The sequence below is a fragment of the Bradyrhizobium sp. Ash2021 genome (genome assembly GCF_031202265.1).
Lineage (GTDB): Bacteria > Pseudomonadota > Alphaproteobacteria > Rhizobiales > Xanthobacteraceae > Bradyrhizobium.
Genome location: NZ_CP100604.1, coordinates 4,906,691 through 4,925,667, shown reverse-complemented (window position 1 = coordinate 4,925,667; position 18,977 = coordinate 4,906,691). Strand labels below are relative to the sequence as shown.

Here is an 18,977-nt window from a genome sequence, read left to right as displayed (position 1 = left end):
GGCCGGTCTGTTCAAAAGGTAACAGATCGTCTGTTGATCTAGGAGTCCGTCCAGATAGGTGCTGCGACGGGCATTTATTGGCATGTTAGCCGGCTCAGGCAGCCTTTGCGAGGGTGAACAGCTTCAGGAGGTTGTGGGCGGAGCAGATCATGGCCCACTCGGCACGCACTTTTTCGACACCCCGCAACAGGAACTGGCGGAAGCCGCGCGCCTGTTTGATCTGTCCGAAGACCGGTTCGACCACTTGCTTTCTCAATCGGTAGGGCGTTTCGAAGCCGCCATCGTCGATCTTCTTTCGCATCCGTTGGGTCAGCGGTCCGCCGATTTTTCCGTTCGCGGCTGTCGGGTGCTTGGCGCGTCCAGGCGCGACATAGCCGTCAACGCGATGTGCTTCGAGCGCTTCGAGATTGGATTCGCTGCAGTAGCCGGAGTCCGCTGAGGCCTGCTCCGGCGTGCGGCCGAGATTGTTCTCGATGGCCTCGATCAGGGGCACCAGCTGGCCCTGATCGTTGCCGCACTGCGTCAGTTCGTGCGCGACAATGATCTGGGCGCCTGCGTCGACGGCGGCCTGTGCATTATAGGCCTGAACGAAGCCATCCTTCGACTTCATGATGCGGCTTTCCGGATCGGTGAAGTTGCGTTGCGACTTGGGATCAGGCTGGTCCGATGCCGGCGCCGCCGGTTTGCCCGGCTTCTTGCGGCCTTCGGCTTGGCGCTGCTGTTCCTTTTCGGCCTCGATGCGACGCTCTTCCTCCGCGGCCAGCCTGGCGTCGGCCTCCAGCGCCGCCATCGCCTGCTGGATCTTCGCCAGCCGCTTCTCCTTGTCGCCAGCCCAATCCGGCAGCTCGTCGCCGCGTTTGTCTTTGCCGAAAGTCTCGTCCTCCTGAGCATCCGCCGCCTCAGCGGCCGCCAGCATGCGAGCGACCTCGGCTTTCAATTCCGCCTCGCGTTTCTTCATGCGCTCATAACTCATCGCTTTATGTTTCGACGCGTTCGCTTTGATCTTCGTGCCATCAAGCGCGACATGGCCGAGTTTGACCAGCCCTGCCGTCTCGCACAACTTCAGAACCTGCAGGAACAGTGCGCCGAGCGCCTTCAAATGCCGCTTGCGGAAGTCGCTGATCGTGCGAAAATCCGGCGGATCGAGCGCGACAATCATTACAAAATCATTCCGTTCGCGGCAGGCCTTCGCGATCCGCCGCGATGAATACAGCCCACTCGCATAGCCGTGCAGCACAAGCGCCACCATCATGCGCGGGTCGAACGGCGGCTGCCCGAGCCCGCTCACATAGCTGCCCGTGATCTCCTTGAGATCGAGGCTCTCCCGCACCAGTTCAACGATAAACCGCGAGACATGGCCTTTCGGCACGAAGTCCTGCACATTCGGCGGCAGAAGCAGCGTCTGATCGATATTCCAGGGGCGAAAATACTTGCTCATCGCCCAAGGTTGAATCAGACTCGCTCAGAATTGAACAGCCACTATTCGGACAGGCTCCTAGCGGTTCCGAGAAGCGGCTTGACCGTTCTACCGATCGGCTGTTCCCCGCCGAGCCGCCCCTGACCCGCGACGATTGCCAAGCCCTCGGGGTGGCTTTCGCGCGTCTAGTCCCAGAAGGCGCGGGCGGCTGGATGACGGCCAAGAAGCGGTCGGAGATTGCCAAGAAGGCAGCCAAAGCTAGATGGAAAGAGACTTCTGACGTCTGCCCTCAAGAACGGACATCACCCATGGTGCTCGGCAGGTCCGTTTCGTGCCAAGAGCCGACCCACGCCTCGCAGCAATTTAACAGTCTATTCGATCACCTCATCGGCGCGGGCGAGCAGCGACGGCGTTACGATGAGGCCGAGCGCCTTTGCCGTTGTGGTGTTGATGGCGAACTCGAGCTTTGTGACCCGCTGCACGGGCAGGTTCTCCGGCTTCTCACCGTTCAGAACACGACCAACATAGTCGCCCACCTGACGGTATGCTTCCGAATAATTCGTTCCGTAACTCATCAATCCGCCGCCTGCGACGAATTCCCGGATTGGATAGGCCGCAGGCAGCATGTGTCGGGCGGCCAAGCCGACAAGCGTTGCGCGATTTTGGAACATCAATGCGTCGGCCGAAACGAGCACCGCATCCGGTCGCGCGTTCGCCATTGTGGCGAAAGCTGCTTCAAAATCATCGGCATGCCGCGCTTCCACGGGCGATAGCTTGACAGCGAGAGCTTCGGCCGCCGATGCCAGCTCGTTGCTGATGGAGTCGCCCCCGGCGACGAGGCTTGTTGGGCTGTAGAGGAATGCAATGGACTTTGCCAACGGCATCAGTTCGCATAGCACCTGTAGACGCTTGGCCAGCAGTTCGGTGTTGAGAACTGAAATCCCAGTGGCATTGCCGCCAGGCCGGTTGAGGCTTGCGACGAATCCACTCTGGACGGGATCGAACCCGGTAAAGAAGAGGATTGGAATGGATGTGGTGGCGGCCTTGGCGGCAACGATGGATTGGCCTGCAAAGACGATGATGGCATCCACGCGGCGCTGAACGAGTTCCGCGGCCAATTCGGCCAGCCGGTCCTCACGGGCGTTAGCCCCGCGATATTCGATCGTGAGGTTTCGGCCTTCGACATAACCCATTTCGGCCAAGCGGCGCTGGGTCGGGACAAAACCTGTCCGCGCGCCTTCCACCGATCCAAATCCCAGAACGCCGATAGCCCGCGAAGCCGGCTGCTGCCCGCGCGCAGCAAGGGGCCACGCCGCCGCACCGCTCACAAGGCCGATAAATTCACGCCGTCGCATGCCCGTTCCCAAGTATCAGGGTGTGGCAAGGCAGTGTAGCTGTCCGAACTCGGCGTTTGGAAGACGTCGGGGCCGGTCAAAGCAGGTATATTTCGAGAGCGATGACCGTTTGGGTCCAGGCTGTGTGAAAACGCGTTTGAGCCAATGACGCTCAGAATTGCTTTTTCAATCGCCTTCTGCCAGCACCTACCAATGCGATTGGTTTCCGCAACGACGAAATCGAGATGAAAATTCTACGCGCAAGTTCAGCGTTTGAGTTTTCATACAGCCTAGGTCAAAAACCGACCTCGACCCACGCCTCTGGCACTTATGCTTTACCCCCAACACCGGACATTCGGGAGCGCGGTAGGCACGTCCGAAAAGTGCCAGCAGCGGAAGTGCCGGGCACTATTCAATTACCTCGTCGGCGCGGGCAATGAAAAAGGGCGAGATATCGAGGCCGAGTTTTCTCGCAGTCTTAAGATTAAGCCGCAGATTAAAGGTCACGGGTCGTTGGACCGGGATGTCGCCGGGCTTCTCGCCCTTTAGAATTTTGTCTACCACGGCCGCGGAGCGCCGAAAAATATCGGCATGGTTCGGCCCATAAGCCAAGAGCGCCCCCGCCGTGGCCGCGTCCAGATTGGCGCCCATCATCGGTATTCGATACTCAAGCGCCAGGACGGCGAGTTGTTGTCGTAAGTTGAAGATCATTGAATCGGGGGCTGTCGCGACGGCGTCGAGGCGTTGATTCCTTGCCCTGTCCATGGCAGCATCGATATCGGCGGGACTGCCGACTTCAAGCACTATGGTGTCAATCCCGAGACCTGCCGCGGCGGCAACGTACTCGTCGAAAACCCATTGCGGGCTCTGCCCTCCCGGATGCACAATCAGACCCATCCGTTTGAGGTTTGGCACGGCGTCTTTGAAAATCTGAACTCTTTTGGCAGTGAGATCCTCCGAAACATTCGACATGCCCGTTAGATTGCGGCCCGGGTGCGCCAAGCTTTCAGCGAGCCCGCTGCGGACTGGATCAGATATGATCACGAAGACAACCGGAATCGTTTGCGTCGCCTGTTCGGCAGCACGCGCGGCGGGGAGAATGGACGCCATGACGACATCGACTTTCAGTGCGACAAGCTCCTGGGCGAGCGCCCGGAACCGGTCGTATTCCTCGTCAGCGTATCGATGCTCGAACAGAATTGTCCGCCCTTCCACATAACCAAGGTCTTTGAAGCCCTGAGTTAGAGATGTGAAGTAGCTTCCTTCCGCTTCGGCGCTTGCCGCATGCCAAAGCACGCCTATTCTAGGAATTTTCCCAGGTGCTTGCGCGCTGGCGCCACTTGGCCGAGCAAGAGCCGCAGTGCCGATGGCTGCTATGAACTCTCGCCGATTCATCCGATTCAGCTCCCTAACCCTTATCCACAGCTAACACTTCGCGGGAAATCGAGACAGGGGAATTTCAATATCTTCAACGGCGCACGTCCGGTTTGGGTCAAAAGCTGACTTCCACCCGCGCCTTTGGCACTTCCGCTCCGCCCCCAACAGCGGACATTCGCGGAGCGCTCGGCATGTCCGAAAAGTGCCAAAAGCGGCCGTGAGCAGACTGCGATAAGCTAGCGCCGCGGCGTCCTTCCGCGGATGCGGTCGAAGCCCTGCTTGATCGCGGCGAAGCGCCTGTCGATCGTGGCTTCGTGCTCGGTGTCGGTGAAGATGTAGGGCCAGTCATTTTCGATTGCCTCGCGAACCAGTTCGCCGACATAGAGCGGATCGATGCCAAATTTGTTGATCCGCTCCTCGAGTGCCTTGATAATATCGGCGATCGGTCCTTCCGTCGGCGGACTGCCGATCTTCTCGACGATCCGCTGCGGCACGTTGCGACGAAAATTAAAGATCTGAGTGCGGACAACGCCCGGACACAGGACGGATACCCCGATTTTCCGCGGCGCGAGCGCCTTACGCAGTCCTTCGGACAGAGCCACCACTCCATATTTGGTCACATCATACTGCGGACTTCCTCCAGCGATCAGCCCGAAGACGGACGCCGTGGAAACAACTTGCCCTCCTTCGCCGTGCGCCTCGATCAGCGGACCGAAAATCTCGATGCCCCAAATCACCGACATCAGATTGACGTCGAGAACCCAATTCCAACCCGCATCTGTCCAATGACCATAACCCCGGCCGCCGGCGACCCCCGCATTGTTGACCAGAATATGGACTTTTCCGTAGCGCGACACGGTGGCATCCGCTGCGGCTTGGAGGTCTGCTTTAAGCGATACATCCGCTCTCACGCCGTCAACGTCGGCGTTGGTAAGTTTCAATTTCGCTACAGCCGTTGCTAACGCCTCTTCCTCGATGTCGCATAACATGACATTCACCCCGGCGTGCGACAGCGCCGTGGCGATCCCTAATCCGATGCCTGATGCTGCTCCGGTGACGAAGGCTGTCCGTCCGGTAAGGTCTTGCATGTGCGTGTTTCCGTTGCTTTTGCAATTGGCCTTGGCAGATACCTATCTGGGTTCGCTGAGTTTATCGAGCTTCGGCTCAAGGCGTCCACTCGCCTTAACCATGGCCGGATCATCTGGATGCGGCGGGCCGCGTGCCACGCCCGGTTTGGGTCAATTTCGGAAGTCGCCGCTGGCGCTGATCACTTCCGCTTCAACCCCGAGAACGGACATCCCCCAGGCGACCGGCATGTCTGAAAAGTGCCAGAAGCGGAAGTTGTTTGGCTTATTCGATCACCTCTTCCGCCTGCACCAGCAGATTTGGAGGGATCGTAATTCCAAGCACCTTCGCGGTGGCTAGGTTTATCACCAGCTCGAACTTGGTGGGCTGCTCAATTGGCAAATCAGCGGGCTTGGCGCCCTTGAGAATTTTATCCACGTATTCCGCGGCGCGGCGGTAGTTTTCAGCAAAATCGCTTCCGTAGGACATAAAGCCGCCGGCCTCGGCATACGATCTTTCGTTGAACACTGCGGGTAGTCCGTGCTTCACCGCCAGATCGACAAGCCGTTTGCCCTCGGCGTAGAAAAGGGCGCTGCCGCCGACGACGACTGCCGCAGCCCCGTCGCGGACCAGCGACGCAAAGGCACCATCGAACTCATCGGCGCTCCGCACTGGGAGGGATTGCAGCGATATGCCGAGCGCCTCGGCGGCGCTCTGAGCATTTCGCGCAGCGATTTTGGCACCCTCGAATCCCGCATCCCAAACCATGGCGATGTGCGTTGCCTGCGGAATAGCCTGTCGCAGGAGTTCCAGTTGCTTGGCGCTCAAATCCGAATTGATTACCGTGAGCCCCGTGATATTCCCGCCCGGCCGGCCCAGGCTGGCAACAATACCTTGGCCCACCGGATCGGCGGAGCCCGTCATGACGATTGGTATCGTACCGCTGGCGCGCTTGGCGGCCTGTGTCGCGTATGTGCTCGCGACCACGAGGACATCGACCGGCAAATTGACCAGCTCCGCCGCGAGAGCATCGACGCGGTCGGCCTTGCTCTCGGCCCATCGCGGCTCGAAAACGACCGTCTCGCCTTCGGGGTAACCGATCTCGCGCATTCGCTGCCGGAACGCGTCCCATAACCGCTGGCGGTTAGGCTCACGAGCGGTGAAGTCCAAAAGTCCGATACGCTGAATTTTGCCCGCCGATTGCACGGGAGTGCAGAACATGCTGGCTACAGCGCCGCTGACGACTGATATGAACTCGCGCCGTTGCATGTGTGCCCCCCGAGAATGCGCCTGTTCCAGTGTTTGAAGCCTAGCACTTTTGCGAGCGGACGGCGGGAGAAATGGTACACAGCCGGCCTCGCAACTGGTCACCCCAATGTCCGGTCTGGGTCAAACTGCGACATCGGCTGACGCGAGCCCCAAGTCCGGTTTGCCCCCGAAAGCCGACGTTCGTCGGCGCGGTCGGAAGGTCCGCTTCGTGCCAACAGGCGACATGGAATCCGCATCGGCAAGAGAAAGAGGCCGCCAACTGCGGCGGGCTCTACTCACACATGTCAGACGGCTGGTAACGCCGGTGCGCTGCAATCACCGTAGCGACGCCATTACCTGGGTCAGTTTCGCTGACGATGTTCCGCGAGAGCTTGCCGCTCAACTCGATGACGCAGTGGACGCGAGCCCTCCGGCTCCGGCTTCAAGATAGTAGAAAGCCTTTTCGCCACGGCGGAACGTCCATCCTCCCTACCCTCGCATTGAGCGCTCTGGAAACGCTCGCATTTTCAGACCACCTTCCTAGAGCAGCCGTGAAAGCTACGGTCGAAAGCCACGGCGGAACCGTTTTCGCGCGCAATTGGCGGCTTCTGACGAGCCTCGGAGCCTGCACCATCGCGCCGCGGTGCGAACGCGGCTAAAAGCCGTACTTCGCACGCCGGCGATTGAATGCTGCTTTTGCCTCCTTCCATGACACCCCTAAAGGGGTGCGTCCCTGTCTGTCTCCTTGTCCCGGCCGCTAGCTGGCAAACCATATGAGTTCCTTGCCGTTGAAAACCTAGCCGCCGACTTCGCGATGTACTTCGCGGCTGCGCGCGACCTATCGACCGAGGACATCAAGCGCGCGATGACGACGAAGCATTTCGAGCTCGTACAATTTGCCGAGAAATATTCCGTCAGCATCGCATGGCTGATTACCGGGAAAGGGCGAATTGCTCGGGACCAAGTGGGACCGGCATGAAGCGCCGGCGCCGATGCCACCGGAAGCGCAACCGGCAGCGGCTGGCCACGCACGCCAAGAGACTCAGGCCCTGACAAAGAGGCCGCCCCAGTTGGCGGCCTCTTCATCTGACAGACATAAAAGCGATTGCGATTACTACAAGCCAGCCCACAATGACGAGAGACGTCAGGGCTCCAGCAGTTATCTTGGCCTTCTCTTTGAATGTGTAATCGCGCATTTGTTATCGGGAGTGATAGGCGTCGAATGCGTGGGCAACGAACAGGCTGATGCTGAGAAAGACAAGCAGGCCTGTGATTGCCTCGATCATCGCGGTGCTCCTGGCCTCGGCATGCCCGAAAGAGAGGCTCTGAGGAATGCGCGGTAAATTGCATTGAGGAGGAGGATCATGATCGAACCTCGTTGTTTGATCAGACGGCCTCCATGGTGAGCTGGGATCGTATCTGGCCGACGTCACCTCCCGCCGGAAATGGCTTCATGATACTGGAATACGATTTCGTCGGAACCGGCAGGACGAAACCACCTCACGATCTTGAGAGCGGCTATGGCGGGATATCTTACCTTTGAGAACGATTGCGGGTCACGTTGAGCCGGCAGGAAGCCGGTCAGGCGCGGGCGCGCAGTTACTGAATTCAGCGAACGTTCAGGGTGCACCCCGCGCAAAATCACGATCGGAGGGTAACCTAACCGCTCAAGGTTACTTTGCACGACTGATTGCATAAGTCTCGAAACCGGCAATTACTGATCATATCCAACATGATGTAGCCGTCGCCGGAGTCGTCTAAACGATGAAAAGAATAAAGTCAGTCCTGCTTGAGGAGAGATGTCCAGCCTGTGGTGGCACCGGCGTTCAACCGGTCAAACAGCCAACGCCAGGGCGCCGAATTTATCCGCCACGCTGTGAAAAGTGTCATGGCAAAGGTCGACTGACAAAGGCCGAGGCCATCAACCGAGGCGCCCCGACGAAGGGGCTGGCCTAAAGCCTCAAATTCCCGGCCGACTCTTTGCCGCGGTCGGAGACGATCTCGTAGCTGACCTTGGCGCCCTCAGCGAGCGAACTGAAACCGGCTTTCTCAACTGCCGAGATATGGACGAACACGTCCTTGCCGCCGCCCTCCGGTTGAATGAAACCATAGCCCTTGGTCGAGTTAAACCACTTCACGGTACCTATCGCCACGTCGATCCTCCATCGATTCGTAAGAAACAAGTAGACACAAAAGGATAAAAGGACGGTGACAGAAATTCGGCGAAAGAAAGGGCCAGCCAGCGTCAACCGGCGGGCGGCGGCCTCACCTCATCCTCTTCCGGATGATGCCAAAACCTGTGAACTTGATCACACAGCCCACGCGCCGACTCAGCTAAGAACTCCAAAGCCGGCCTCACCCTCATGTCGAGCTTTTGGGAATCACAAATGACTGCTCTTGCTCAAGCGTTTTCGCGCGTATTTCTCTCCACCTCTGACCAATTCGATGATCTCAAAACGATAGCTTTGTTTTGTGGCGCCGGCCTGTTGGTGTCCCTGCCGCTGATGTTGACCTACGGCGTCGACCTGAGCCCGGGCTTCTTCTGAGTCCAACTTTCTTGCACACACTGAAATGGGCCTCCGGCGTGAACCCGGCGGGGCGCCCTCACCACCACGGTGAGAGATTGAGCCTTTCGCCTGCCTCGGTCAGGCGGCCACACCGGGCAACACCTTCGAAATCATTTTTGGTTTCCGCGAAACCGTCCTGAAGCAAGCGACACTTTATCAACATCGCTCCTAGTCGAATCACGAGGTTGCCATGAATGCGATTGAGAAGGTTTTTACGAGGTCGGCTCCTGAAGCACGCAGCGACGTTGAGGACGACTCTGTCGCGACGATCGCGCTATTTTGCATGATTGGATTGCTCGCCTCTTTCTGTATGGCGATCTACGGCCCGGATTTGAACCTGGGATTGAGCCTTGGTTTCTTCTAGCTGCCGCGATGATTGCCCGTCGGTGTGAACCGGCGGGCACGAAAAAGCCGCCGCTGGGGGCTGGTCAGCGACGGCTCTATCGGGTGATTGCCCCCCAAGTCTTAGGGCTTGGCAGCAACACTTTGCACCCTCGTCCCTTAGCTTGGCAAGGCGCGGTGCAGCAACGCGGATCAGCCGACCGGCTGAGCGACGCTACAAGCGCTTCAAAAGGACCTTGGCAAAATCGTAGCCCTGCGGCCATCTACTCCAAGGTAATTTGATCCAAAAACTTGCTGGCAGATTTGGCGCGGCGATAGGCCGACGCACAGACCAGCGCCATCGGAATGGGAAGTGCGCCGAAAGCGAGCGGGAGGCGTTAGTAGGGATGCAAAAGTCCGATCATCAAACCCTCCCATGTTCTGTTGCGTCCAACAGCGCGAGCCGCCCTTTATCTCACTGAGCCTGTCGGGACCGGCCGGGACCGTGGTGGCGCGGGTCGGAATGCAAAGCTGGAAAATATGCTGGCGCGGGGCCGGAAGATAGCCGGGCCGGGTCGGATTGTTGAAGGCTGGTAATATGAAACGAACTCGCCAACTGGGGCGGCGCGATCCCGAAGCTTCGACACGATTCTTTCGAGGCTCAAATCTAATTCTTTATCGCGCGCCACCGTGCTTCGAAATTATCGGAGTCATCGGGTGCCCTCGCGTTTGCGTCTAAGGGATCGTTCGGCTTTTCGGTGAGGACGCTTTTAGGTTCTTCGTTTGAAGCCGATTGTGCTTGCGCTAGCACAGGCCACTCCAATAACTTTTTCGAAAGCATGGGCTTGCCTTCGTACCAGCATTTGCGTCCATCGATGAGACGCCAAGACCAGTACCCGTGCGAATTTGTTGGCATCGCGGCACTGCATTGTTGTTTCGCTTGCGCAGTTGGCATCCCAAGTGACGAGAACATACAGAGCCGGTCGCGGAAATCTGGACAGAACGATAAGTGGAATTTCTGCCTGACAGCGGCGATAATTGCCGTGAACAGGAGAGACCATGAGCAGACGACCCCGGCGGAACCACTCACCGGCCTTCAAGGCGAAGGTGGCTCTGGCCGCCATCAAGGGCGATCGGACGATAGCCCAGCTGGCGGAGCATTTCGACGTTCACCCCAATCAGATTACGGCCTGGAAATCACAGCTTGAGGGCGGCGCCTCTGATATTTTCGGATCGGGGGGCGGGACGCCGGCCACGCCCGCGGTCGATGTGAAGTCGCTGCATGCCAAGATCGGGGAGCTGACGCTGGAGAACGATTTTTTAGAAGGCGCGCTCACCAAGGCGGGATTGCTGAGCGCAAAGCGATGATCGACCGTAAGCACGATCTGTCGATCACCAAGCAGGCAGAGATTTTGAAGGTCAGTCGCGGCAGCGTGTACTATCTGCCGCGTCCAGTCTCTTCAGCCGACCTCGAGATCATGCAGCGTCTCGATCGGCTGCACCTGGAGTATCCCTTCGCCGGTTCGCGTATGTTGCGAGGCCTGCTGGCTTTGCAGGGGTGCAAGATCGGCCGCCGGCATGTGAAGACGCTCATGCGGCGGATGGGGATAGAGGCGCTCTATCGCCGTCCGCGCACCACCAAGCCCGAGCCCGGCCACAAGATCTATCCGTATCTGCTGCGCGGCATCGAGATCCGGCGGCCGAACCAGGTCTGGGCCATGGACATCACGTACATTCCGATGGCGCACGGCTTCGTCTATCTCGCCGTGGTGCTGGACTGGGCGACACGTCGTGTTCTGTCGTGGCGGCTGTCGATCACGATGGAGGCGGCCTTCTGCGTCGAGACCCTGGAAGATGCCTTGGCTCGCCACGGCAAGCCGGACATCTTCAACACCGATCAGGGCTCTCAGTTCACCGGCGCGGCGTTCACCGGCCTGCTCGCCAGCAATGGCATCGCCATCAGCATGGATGGCAAAGGGGCCTGGCGGGACAATGTGTTCGTCGAACGGCTGTGGCGCAGCGTCAAATACGAGGAGGTCTATCTGCGAGCCTACGAAACCGTCGGCGAGGCGCGACATTCGATCGGCCGGTATCTCGACTTTTACAACGGCCGACGTCCTCATTCGAGTCTTGACGACATGACCCCGGATCAAGCCTACTTCGATCTTCCGCCGCTCCGCGCGGCGGCCTAACCTCGGCAGAGGCTCCACTTATCGACGCGGAATTTTTGTTCAGACAACCGGGGCCAGCTCATACCAATGCAAGCCGCCAAAGCGATTGATGGAATCTGCTTCGTCATTGGAGCACTCAAAGACTACTTCGTAGCTGCAATCGGCTTACCGCAACTACCAAATCGGGCCGTTCGAGAACTTCCACCAACTTGTCGAGGATAAGCTCGTTATTGTGGGGTCGGGGCTGGAGGTACTCCTCCAGTATGCGTTGCGCTTCGCTAACCGCTTTGAGAGCCAACTGTTGATCAGTCATCGCTTCTTACCCATTCGACGTTGCGCTACGGGAGGAGAAGGACAGATCAAGCCATTTTTTGGAATCATTCCATCAATTTTTGTTTCAATATGGAACGCGCGCGCCGAACGACAAGGCGAAATCCGTCGTGCTTGATCTCATGAAGCCAGTCCGGAGCGGCCGGGACCGTGGTGGCGCCGGTAGGGATGCAGGGCTGGAAGATGTGCTGACACATGGCCGGAAGATAGGTGGCGTGGTCGCGCTTTTGAGGGCCAGGACCGCCCGTCGGAGAAGCGACGGCCCCTGACAACGCGTCAACCGTCCCTCCAAGACGGCGCGGCAATGCTTTGATCAATGTGAGCGAATTTGCCGGGTGTAGATTGCGCCAGATCAAGCATGCCTTGCGACGAAGTGCCGTTAGTTAGCGAATGGCGAAGTCATCAAAGCTGCTAGCCATGAAATGCGAGCGATCCCACCAGTGAAACTGGACGAGACCACGGCTCGTATCTGGATGGCGGCGGGAGTTGTCCTCCAGCGTGTCGGATCTCCCGCGCTAGGCCTTCACTTTCCAAAGGAGACCTGAGATGGTTGCTGTCGATCATTACAGGCAAGAACTCCGGTCGCTGATGGACCGGGCGGCCACGCAAGGCGCAATCGATATCCTGATCAATGCTGGTGAATTATGCCGCACCCTTCGCGGGGGTATCACCGCGACAGATGCTTGCTGCAAAGCCATGCGAGAGGAATTGAAACCCGGCGACATCGTACTTATCGAGCCGGGCGCTGGTGTGGGGACGACAATCCGCTACTTGTTGCCGCGGCCAAGCCGTTAAAATTGGCCGCCGCATCGGGATGCAAAAATGGTATCTCGCCGCTCAGAAGCCTCCGCGCTGCATTCGACTGACAGTGATAATCAGATCGGGGCGTTCGAGTACCTCGATCAGCGTATCATGATGATCCGCTCTTTATTGGCCGGGGCCGAGGGTGCGAGCAAGTCCGAGCGAGCGCAGAAAACTTTGTCGGTCGGCAGGTCCAAGGCTCCTAAGCCTCAAGCGCGATTACGTCATGCTCCCCGGCATGAAGCATCTGATCAAAACACTCTGCCCGTCAAATCTAATGGGCCAAACCATCGTCCTGCCGAACAGGTTTGGTTCAGTGATCAGCGCATCATCGGGAACATCAATCCACGCACCGTCTAACCGTACGCGATAATGACCATCTTTCGATTCCCAATCTGGGTCGGAGACGGTTTCACCGTCTGCCATTGAGCAGCAGAGTCCCTTGCCGCTTGCGAGATGATCGAACCACGGTTTGAGCGGCGAGTTGGCGTAACGACCATCAAGGTCGCGCGCGGTTATGTCTCTGTGAACTCGGCGTCCGGATGGGCCACGATGGTGGCGAACACAATGCCACCAAAGAACAGCGACCAAGCGGTGTCCCAATAGAACCAGAAGTCGACCATGGCGACCTCCATTTTGCTGCGAGGTCAACGTTACACCCGCCATAGCGGTTCGCCAGTCTGAAAAGCGAGATCAGATCTCTAGCGTCTCTTGGACGGCGTCAAATACCTCTTCGGCGGTTCCTTCGATTTTCCCGTCGGCCCAAGCTTGGAATGCGATGGCATAGACGAGCCTGTCGGCATCGGGATCGTCGGCCGAGGTCACGTCGTCGGTGCCCTCGACAAGAATGAGCGCTTTGGCCCTATGGCGATCTTCGTAAGGGCCTCAATGCGCTCTTCGTGTTCTTCCGGATCGAAGGAAGCGACTGATCCGGCGACCAGCAAGCGGTGCGCCGGATTGGCAACCGCACATCGGATCCTGGCCGCAAGCGCAGGCAATTAGTCCCGCTCGTCGAGACGCTTTCCACAGGCCTCTGGTCTTGAACACAGAAATACACCGAACGGCTATGCGTCCCGCACCGGCCTGGCCTCGCCAACCCGTTGTCCCAAAGGAAACGGCCCCAGCTGGGGGGAGCCGGGGCCGCAGTAGGGAGGAGTGCCGGGAGGGACTAGCTACCGGCACGATTCTGATGTCGGTACGCTCGCGCGCCGAGACCATTAAATTATGTTTTAGAGTGATCTCTTTTGAAATCGTAATGCGCCGTAAACTCTGCTGCGGCGCGCTCCCCGGTAAGGCTGCTTGGTTGGCCCCTTTGTAAGTTTGGTGTCAGCCTTCGATGGTAGGTGGTGATTCCATCACCCAATGGCTGGGGTGAGGACCTCACGAAAGGCCGCCCTTCTCAGGGGCGGCTTTTCTTTTGCCGCCTTAGTCCATCAGTTGCCCGCCACTGGCTCCGGAATGTTGTAGGACTTGCGTTCCAGACGCGCCCATTTAAGCGCCTGAGAATAGTTCGGACAGCGGAGCACCATTTCCTGGCCGCGAACCACGACTATGACGTCGCAAATCAGGGATGCGGGATCGGTTCGGATGGTAACCTCTGGCGGCGCAAACTTATCGGTCATTGCCGTGTAACCCGGATCTCCCCGGAAGGTTCGCACGCGCGGTGACGGAGTTCTTAGGGCTCACCTGCAAGATCGCTGCGACGGGTAACCGGACTCGCCTTGCTTCTCGCCCTTTAGCTTCTTGAGCCAATCGCTGGATTTGTGAGCAATCCAATCCTCGGCTTCGCTTTCATTTGCGAACCCGGATATCCGTTGTTCGACCCCACCTTGCGGCGAGTAGATAACAAGATGCGCGCTTGCCGGCCTCGGCCGAGAGGTGCTTACGGTCGGCTTCCTTTGTGTACCGCTCTGCCTCGCTGAGAGTGCGCCAGCCAAACCAAGCCATCAGTTGGTGCGCCGTCGCGCCGTGATTTGCGAGCCGGGTTGCCGCGGCCGATCTCAAGCCGTGTGCAGCGCAAAGCGGAAGCCCGGCCTCGTTGCAGCGATCGCGAAACCAATTACCGAAAACGGCGGCTGTGAATGACTTTCCTTTTTCCGTCACCAGGAACGTTAGGTGCCTTTCGTTATGCGGCTGTAAGTCAAGCTCTTCTCGAAGGGGCAGCAAAATCGGGATATCGAACGGCACGCCGGTTTTTTGGCGGCTCATCGAAAGCGTCTCATCGCGGACGAATTGCCGCCCCATCCTCACCACGTCGCAGCGTGCCTGTCCGGTCCGCCCAATGTCGGCATCTTTCGGCCCAACACGCGGTTTGATAGGAAAAATGAAGACAGTGCCATCTGGCGTCGCCGATGTCTTCTGTGGATGGCTCCCGCGTTGCAAGGGTAAATTTGATGCAGTGGCGTGGTCGGGTGCAGTCTTCTGTCCGGCCTGTTGATGCAGTCGGTTGGGACTGCTGGCCCTGATGGAGTCCGCGAACAAGGTCCCATTCTCAGTTGCAGGCTATGACGCCTTAGACATCGGTCGGGTTATCCCTGTTCCCGGTCTGACCGGTTTGCCATCACATCGCATCGCGCTCGCAACCTCGTGAAGCTGATCTCCTCTTCAGCTAAATCCTGTATCGTTTATGCTGCCGGTGCCAGCTGGTGGCCGGTACGATAGATTTCTCCACGTGCCATGATCGCCCAGATGACCCGCGCGGTCTTGTTCGCCATCGCGACGGTGGCTACCCTTGTGGGCTTTCGCGCCAGCAGATCCGCCAGGCGTGGATCGATTTTACCGGGATTGTATTTTGCGCGGCGCACAAGTGACGTCATGCCGACAATGAGCAGCTTGCGCAGATATTTGTCTCCCATCTTGGAGATGCGCCCGAGCCGCTCCTTGCCACCGCTCGACTTCTGAAGTGGCGTCAGTCCCAACCAGGCAGCGAACTGCCGCCCCGAGCGGAACTGATGCGGGTCGGTGACCGATGCGGCAAGCGCCGTCGCGCCGACCGGCCCGATGCCGGGGATCGTCATGAGACGACGCGCGACATCGTTGCCACGTTGCCAGACCAGCAGATCGCGATCGATCTGGCGAAGCCGAACGTGGACATCGAGCGCCTGCTGCGACAGCGTACCAACGATCTTGGCAGCTTCAATCGGCACATCTGGTGCTGCACCATCGACGATCCGTCGGGCCATCAGAAGCGCTCGTTCGAGACCCTTGGGGATGTCGATGCCAAATTCGGCGAGCAGGCCGCGGATCATGTTAACCAGCTGCGTGCGCTGTTTGACCAGCAAATCCCGCGTTCGGTGCATCGACAGCGCCGCTTGCTGCTCGGGCGACTTCACGGGCACGAACCGCATCGTCGGCCGCGTTACCGCCTCGCAAACCGCTTCCGCATCGGCAGCATCTGTCTTGCCCCGCTTTACATACGGCTTGACGTAAGCCGGCGGCATCAGGCGCACTTCATGACCGAGCTTGATCAACTCTCGCGCCCAGTGATGCGACGTGCCGCACGCCTCCATGCCAACCAGGCACGAAGGCAATTTGGCGAAGAACGGCAGCATCTGCGCTCGCCGAAGCGACTTGCGGACAATGACCTGACCGGTCGCATCAACGCCGTGAACCTGAAAAACGCTCTTGGCCAGATCGAGGCCGATCGTGGTAATCTCCATGACGGATGGCTCCCATTTTGCTCGTGAATGCCTGATAGCCTTCACACCTTGGCACCTAGATGCCGTGAGCGGGAGCCATCCACCTCATCTCAGGTGGGGTCATTTGCGTCGGTTTTGCCATGTCCGCGTCATGTCCGCTTACCCCCCGATAGCGACTGAACAGCGGACATCGCGGGAGGTCTCAAAAGTGCCAAGACCGGACGTGCGCTCGATCGTCCGGCTGAACACGAGAGAGGGCTGGAAGGGTATTCAGCCTGATGCTGCTCGGGGTTTTCGCAGGCAAGTTTTCTCTTGCCTCTTTGTTCACGCCCACACGTGGGGGATTGCACCTGATGAGTCTCAAGCCTCCCACGCGGAGGTCAAGATGATCTTGCAGAAATCGGCGCGCTCGAATTTCGGATTTATGAATGCCAGCACGTCGTCGTTGACGGTGCCAAAGGTGCTATCCGGCCGATGCGCCATACCGTGATAGAAGGCGTCGATAATGTCTTGCTTGAAGTGATTGCCGCGGGGGTGGGCGGCCACCACGCCAAGCCTCTGCTGTTCGTCAAACTCCTTGTAGGCGAACCCGAGGACATCCATCTCGACCCCGGCGGTGACCAGTGTCACCACCGCTTTCTTGTGCTCGGGGATGCCCGGCGTGGTGTGGAGCGCGATCGCATCCCAGACCATTTCGACGGACGACTCCGGAACCCCATATTTCCGCAGGAACTCGCGAGCCGCATTGGCACCGTCTACTTCGAAGCGCAGCATTGAATGCCGATACTGCTCGGTCAGCCCGATATCGTGAAACATGGCGCCGACATAGAGTAGCTCGGGGTCATAGGCCAAACCCTTGCGCTGACCGGTCAGGGCGCCGAACAGATACACCCGTGGAATGGTGATAGAGAAGGTCGGGCTCCTTGTCGCGGATCACTCCGTTAAGTCTTTGGCCATCTTGCTGTCGGAGATTTTGATCCCCGCTATTGTCTCAGGCATAGTGCGACCCTCGACGTGGTTGAAGGCTCGATCACCGTCCGGATCACACTGCCGGCGCGCTTGAGCTCGCTGGCTACGAAGCCCACACGACCTACAACTGCCGCATGAACTCAACCAGATTGTGCTTTTCCTCGGGCGTGAGTTTAAGTTCCTGGACCAGGTTGAAGAACTCGACCGTGTCTTCCAGCGTCAAAAGCCGGCCGTCATGGAGATACGGTGGGCTGTCCTTGATACCCCGCAGCGTGAATGCCTTAATCGGTCCATCGCCGGCTTCGTTTTTCAGGAACCGCTCGACATGGAGGTCGTGCATCTGGTTATCGAGATAGACCGGCGCCGGATGGCAGGTGGAGCATTGTGCTTTGCCAAAGAACAATGTCTGCCCCGCCAGTTCTCCAGCCGTCGCCTTTGCCGGGTCGAGCATGCCGGTGACGGTTAGTTTCGGTGCCGGCGGAAAGTCGAACATATTCTGCATCTGGGCCATGTTCGTCACCTGGATTCGGTCCAGAATGTTCATGCCTTTCTTGAGCGCGTGAATCATATCGCCATTGAAGTAAGCGGTGCGCTGCTCAAACTCGGTGAAGTCCTCAACCGAACGTAGGCTCCGCTTCGAGCCGTGAATCTGTTGATTGAACAAGCCGCGGAGACTGACGGTGTCAAGTCGAATTCGCCGTTGCTCGGGCCTGATGTCTGGAGTGATGTGGAACTGACCGCTGGTGTGGCCATTCGTATGACAATCCAGGCACGTCACCCCCAAGCTGGGCTGAACAGTCCTTCGATCGTCGGTCGGGTTGAACTCTTCTTGAGGAAATGGCGTCACCAGCAACCGCAGGCCATCGAGCTGTACCGCGGTCAAGATGTCTTTGAACAAGCGGTAATAGTTGTTGATCGAGACCACTTCGCCTCGGGAGACGTCGCCCAGCTCGGGCCGGTTTTGTAGAAACATCGCTGGCGGAAACTCGGGCAAAAACGCCTCAGGCAGATCGAACTCGACGTCGTACCGCTCCAGCCGCGGGAACATTTTGATCTGCATCTGGGGGAAGACCTGGCCGCCTAGCCCGCCTCCTTGGGATGCGTGAGGCAGTGCCTTGTAGGGGAAGATGTCCCGCTCGCGAATTTCAGCCGGGCTCAACTGGGCCAGTGCTTCCCAGGTCATCCCCGCTGGCAATTTCGCTGTCGGACCCACCGCAAGGGGCTTGCCGCGGGACATTGTGACGACCGGGTCAAGCCTCGATTCAAGATTGTACCGGCTTTCCAGGAGCCGGCGTTGGGTCGCCATGACCTGCGGCTTATTGGCGACGCTCGCCCTGTAAAGGTCGTCAAACGTCATCCCAGGCCTCGTCGCACCGAGGAGATCGCGATAGAAGTCGAAACCGTTCATCTGTCCGCGATCTGTTTGATTGGTCAAAGCCTCCGACGATGGCACCGCATTGCTTTGGTTGAAGACGTCGGAGAGGTCGTGGGCCGTCTTCTTCTGTTCCGGCCGCTCCACTGGAGCTTCCTTGGGGGTTTGCGCCTGTGCGATAGCGTCAGGGGGCTGTTGCGATCTCGCGCTTTCAGGAACGGTAAGGCTGAAAATACCCAGGATCAGACCAGCAACAGGAAGGACTATTTTTAGGTAAAGTGGCATAACGAGCCTCCTTCTTGGACGGCTTGCCGCGGTGCGCCAGGTAGCATGTAAGGAAATTGACAGAGCCGGAACGCCTTAAAAT

Annotated in this window: 17 protein-coding genes and 1 pseudogene; 4 read left to right on the top strand and 14 right to left on the bottom strand. The window is 58.6% G+C overall.

Annotated elements, in window-relative coordinates:
• Positions 1-94 precede the first annotated feature (94 nt).
• From NL528_RS23465 to NL528_RS23440, 6 genes are all read right to left on the bottom strand, one after another.
• A complete protein-coding gene (locus NL528_RS23465) occupies positions 95-1,438 on the bottom strand; it encodes an IS1182 family transposase (protein ID WP_309176826.1) in 1,344 nt (447 codons plus the stop codon).
• A 350-nt stretch (positions 1,439-1,788) separates the two neighbouring features.
• Positions 1,789-2,610 (bottom strand): ABC transporter substrate-binding protein, encoded by an 822-nt coding sequence (locus NL528_RS23460; RefSeq protein ID WP_309185018.1) that lies wholly within the window; start codon positions 2,608-2,610, stop codon positions 1,789-1,791.
• A 549-nt stretch (positions 2,611-3,159) separates the two neighbouring features.
• Positions 3,160-4,146 carry an ABC transporter substrate-binding protein gene (locus NL528_RS23455; protein WP_309176825.1) on the bottom strand — a complete coding sequence of 329 codons (987 nt, stop codon included), beginning with the start codon at positions 4,144-4,146 and terminating at the stop codon, positions 3,160-3,162.
• Between the two features lie 218 nt (positions 4,147-4,364).
• Positions 4,365-5,216, bottom strand: coding sequence for an SDR family NAD(P)-dependent oxidoreductase (locus NL528_RS23450; protein WP_309176824.1), 852 nt, complete (start codon positions 5,214-5,216; stop codon positions 4,365-4,367).
• A gap of 262 nt (positions 5,217-5,478) precedes the next feature.
• Entirely contained in the window at positions 5,479-6,462 is a 984-nt protein-coding gene (locus tag NL528_RS23445) for an ABC transporter substrate-binding protein (protein ID WP_309176823.1), read from the bottom strand.
• Between the two features lie 1,931 nt (positions 6,463-8,393).
• Positions 8,394-8,594 (bottom strand): cold-shock protein, encoded by a 201-nt coding sequence (locus NL528_RS23440; protein WP_309176822.1) that lies wholly within the window; start codon positions 8,592-8,594, stop codon positions 8,394-8,396.
• 234 nt (positions 8,595-8,828) lie between these two features.
• On the opposite strand from NL528_RS23440, the gene NL528_RS23435 reads away from it, so the two are divergent.
• The 3 genes from NL528_RS23435 (at position 8,829) to NL528_RS23425 (ending at position 11,521) form a co-directional block, all read left to right on the top strand.
• Positions 8,829-8,987 carry a hypothetical protein gene (locus NL528_RS23435; RefSeq protein ID WP_309176821.1) on the top strand — a complete coding sequence of 53 codons (159 nt, stop codon included), beginning with the start codon at positions 8,829-8,831 and terminating at the stop codon, positions 8,985-8,987.
• A 211-nt stretch (positions 8,988-9,198) separates the two neighbouring features.
• Complete coding sequence (locus NL528_RS23430) at positions 9,199-9,372, top strand: hypothetical protein (RefSeq protein WP_309176820.1); 174 nt, start codon at positions 9,199-9,201, stop codon at positions 9,370-9,372.
• Between the two features lie 1,016 nt (positions 9,373-10,388).
• Positions 10,389-11,521 (top strand): IS3 family transposase gene (locus tag NL528_RS23425; RefSeq protein ID WP_143206051.1). Its coding sequence is split into 2 segments (ribosomal slippage): positions 10,389-10,644 and positions 10,644-11,521, totalling 1,134 coding nucleotides; the frame shifts between segments, so codons are not numbered across the junction.
• A 356-nt stretch (positions 11,522-11,877) separates the two neighbouring features.
• Here NL528_RS23425 and NL528_RS23420 read toward each other — a convergent pair.
• Positions 11,878-12,186 carry a hypothetical protein gene (locus tag NL528_RS23420; RefSeq protein ID WP_309176819.1) on the bottom strand — a complete coding sequence of 103 codons (309 nt, stop codon included), beginning with the start codon at positions 12,184-12,186 and terminating at the stop codon, positions 11,878-11,880.
• A gap of 190 nt (positions 12,187-12,376) precedes the next feature.
• Between NL528_RS23420 and NL528_RS23415 the strand changes: the two genes are divergently transcribed.
• Positions 12,377-12,625, top strand: coding sequence for a hypothetical protein (locus NL528_RS23415; protein ID WP_309176818.1), 249 nt, complete (start codon positions 12,377-12,379; stop codon positions 12,623-12,625).
• Between the two features lie 225 nt (positions 12,626-12,850).
• Here the strand turns inward: NL528_RS23415 and NL528_RS23410 are convergent, their stop codons facing one another.
• The 7 genes and pseudogenes from NL528_RS23410 to NL528_RS23380 all read right to left on the bottom strand — a co-directional run bounded on the left by NL528_RS23410 (position 12,851) and on the right by NL528_RS23380 (position 18,895).
• Positions 12,851-13,150 (bottom strand): hypothetical protein, encoded by a 300-nt coding sequence (locus NL528_RS23410; protein ID WP_309185016.1) that lies wholly within the window; start codon positions 13,148-13,150, stop codon positions 12,851-12,853.
• Between the two features lie 174 nt (positions 13,151-13,324).
• Positions 13,325-13,456 carry a hypothetical protein gene (locus NL528_RS23405; RefSeq protein ID WP_309176817.1) on the bottom strand — a complete coding sequence of 44 codons (132 nt, stop codon included), beginning with the start codon at positions 13,454-13,456 and terminating at the stop codon, positions 13,325-13,327.
• Positions 13,457-14,064: 608 nt separating this feature from the next.
• Positions 14,065-14,253 (bottom strand): hypothetical protein, encoded by a 189-nt coding sequence (locus NL528_RS23400; protein ID WP_309176816.1) that lies wholly within the window; start codon positions 14,251-14,253, stop codon positions 14,065-14,067.
• A gap of 169 nt (positions 14,254-14,422) precedes the next feature.
• The gene (locus tag NL528_RS23395) at positions 14,423-15,112 is read right to left on the bottom strand and encodes a tyrosine-type recombinase/integrase (RefSeq protein ID WP_309176815.1); all 690 of its coding nucleotides are present in this window, start codon (positions 15,110-15,112) and stop codon (positions 14,423-14,425) included.
• Between the two features lie 143 nt (positions 15,113-15,255).
• On the bottom strand, positions 15,256-16,290 hold the full coding sequence (locus NL528_RS23390) for an IS110 family transposase (protein ID WP_309176814.1): 1,035 nt from the start codon (positions 16,288-16,290) through the stop codon (positions 15,256-15,258).
• A gap of 339 nt (positions 16,291-16,629) precedes the next feature.
• Positions 16,630-17,268, bottom strand: a pseudogene (locus tag NL528_RS23385) (HD domain-containing protein).
• 91 nt (positions 17,269-17,359) lie between these two features.
• Positions 17,360-18,895 carry a cytochrome B6 gene (locus tag NL528_RS23380; RefSeq protein ID WP_309176812.1) on the bottom strand — a complete coding sequence of 512 codons (1,536 nt, stop codon included), beginning with the start codon at positions 18,893-18,895 and terminating at the stop codon, positions 17,360-17,362.
• Positions 18,896-18,977 lie beyond the last annotated feature (82 nt).

What these genes read in the sequence shown, in the direction of transcription:
- NL528_RS23415 (WP_309176818.1), top strand. Translation starts at nt 12,377, where the DNA reads ATGGTTGCTGTCGATCATTACAGGCAAGAACTCCGGTCGCTGATGGAC.
- NL528_RS23380 (WP_309176812.1), bottom strand. Translation starts at nt 18,895, where the DNA reads ATGCCACTTTACCTAAAAATAGTCCTTCCTGTTGCTGGTCTGATCCTG.
- NL528_RS23400 (WP_309176816.1), bottom strand. Translation starts at nt 14,253, where the DNA reads ATGACCGATAAGTTTGCGCCGCCAGAGGTTACCATCCGAACCGATCCC.
- NL528_RS23445 (WP_309176823.1), bottom strand. Translation starts at nt 6,462, where the DNA reads ATGCAACGGCGCGAGTTCATATCAGTCGTCAGCGGCGCTGTAGCCAGC.
- NL528_RS23450 (WP_309176824.1), bottom strand. Translation starts at nt 5,216, where the DNA reads ATGCAAGACCTTACCGGACGGACAGCCTTCGTCACCGGAGCAGCATCA.
- NL528_RS23465 (WP_309176826.1), bottom strand. Translation starts at nt 1,438, where the DNA reads ATGAGCAAGTATTTTCGCCCCTGGAATATCGATCAGACGCTGCTTCTG.
- NL528_RS23390 (WP_309176814.1), bottom strand. Translation starts at nt 16,290, where the DNA reads ATGGAGATTACCACGATCGGCCTCGATCTGGCCAAGAGCGTTTTTCAG.
- NL528_RS23455 (WP_309176825.1), bottom strand. Translation starts at nt 4,146, where the DNA reads ATGAATCGGCGAGAGTTCATAGCAGCCATCGGCACTGCGGCTCTTGCT.
- NL528_RS23430 (WP_309176820.1), top strand. Translation starts at nt 9,199, where the DNA reads ATGAATGCGATTGAGAAGGTTTTTACGAGGTCGGCTCCTGAAGCACGC.
- NL528_RS23435 (WP_309176821.1), top strand. Translation starts at nt 8,829, where the DNA reads ATGACTGCTCTTGCTCAAGCGTTTTCGCGCGTATTTCTCTCCACCTCT.
- NL528_RS23460 (WP_309185018.1), bottom strand. Translation starts at nt 2,610, where the DNA reads ATGGGTTATGTCGAAGGCCGAAACCTCACGATCGAATATCGCGGGGCT.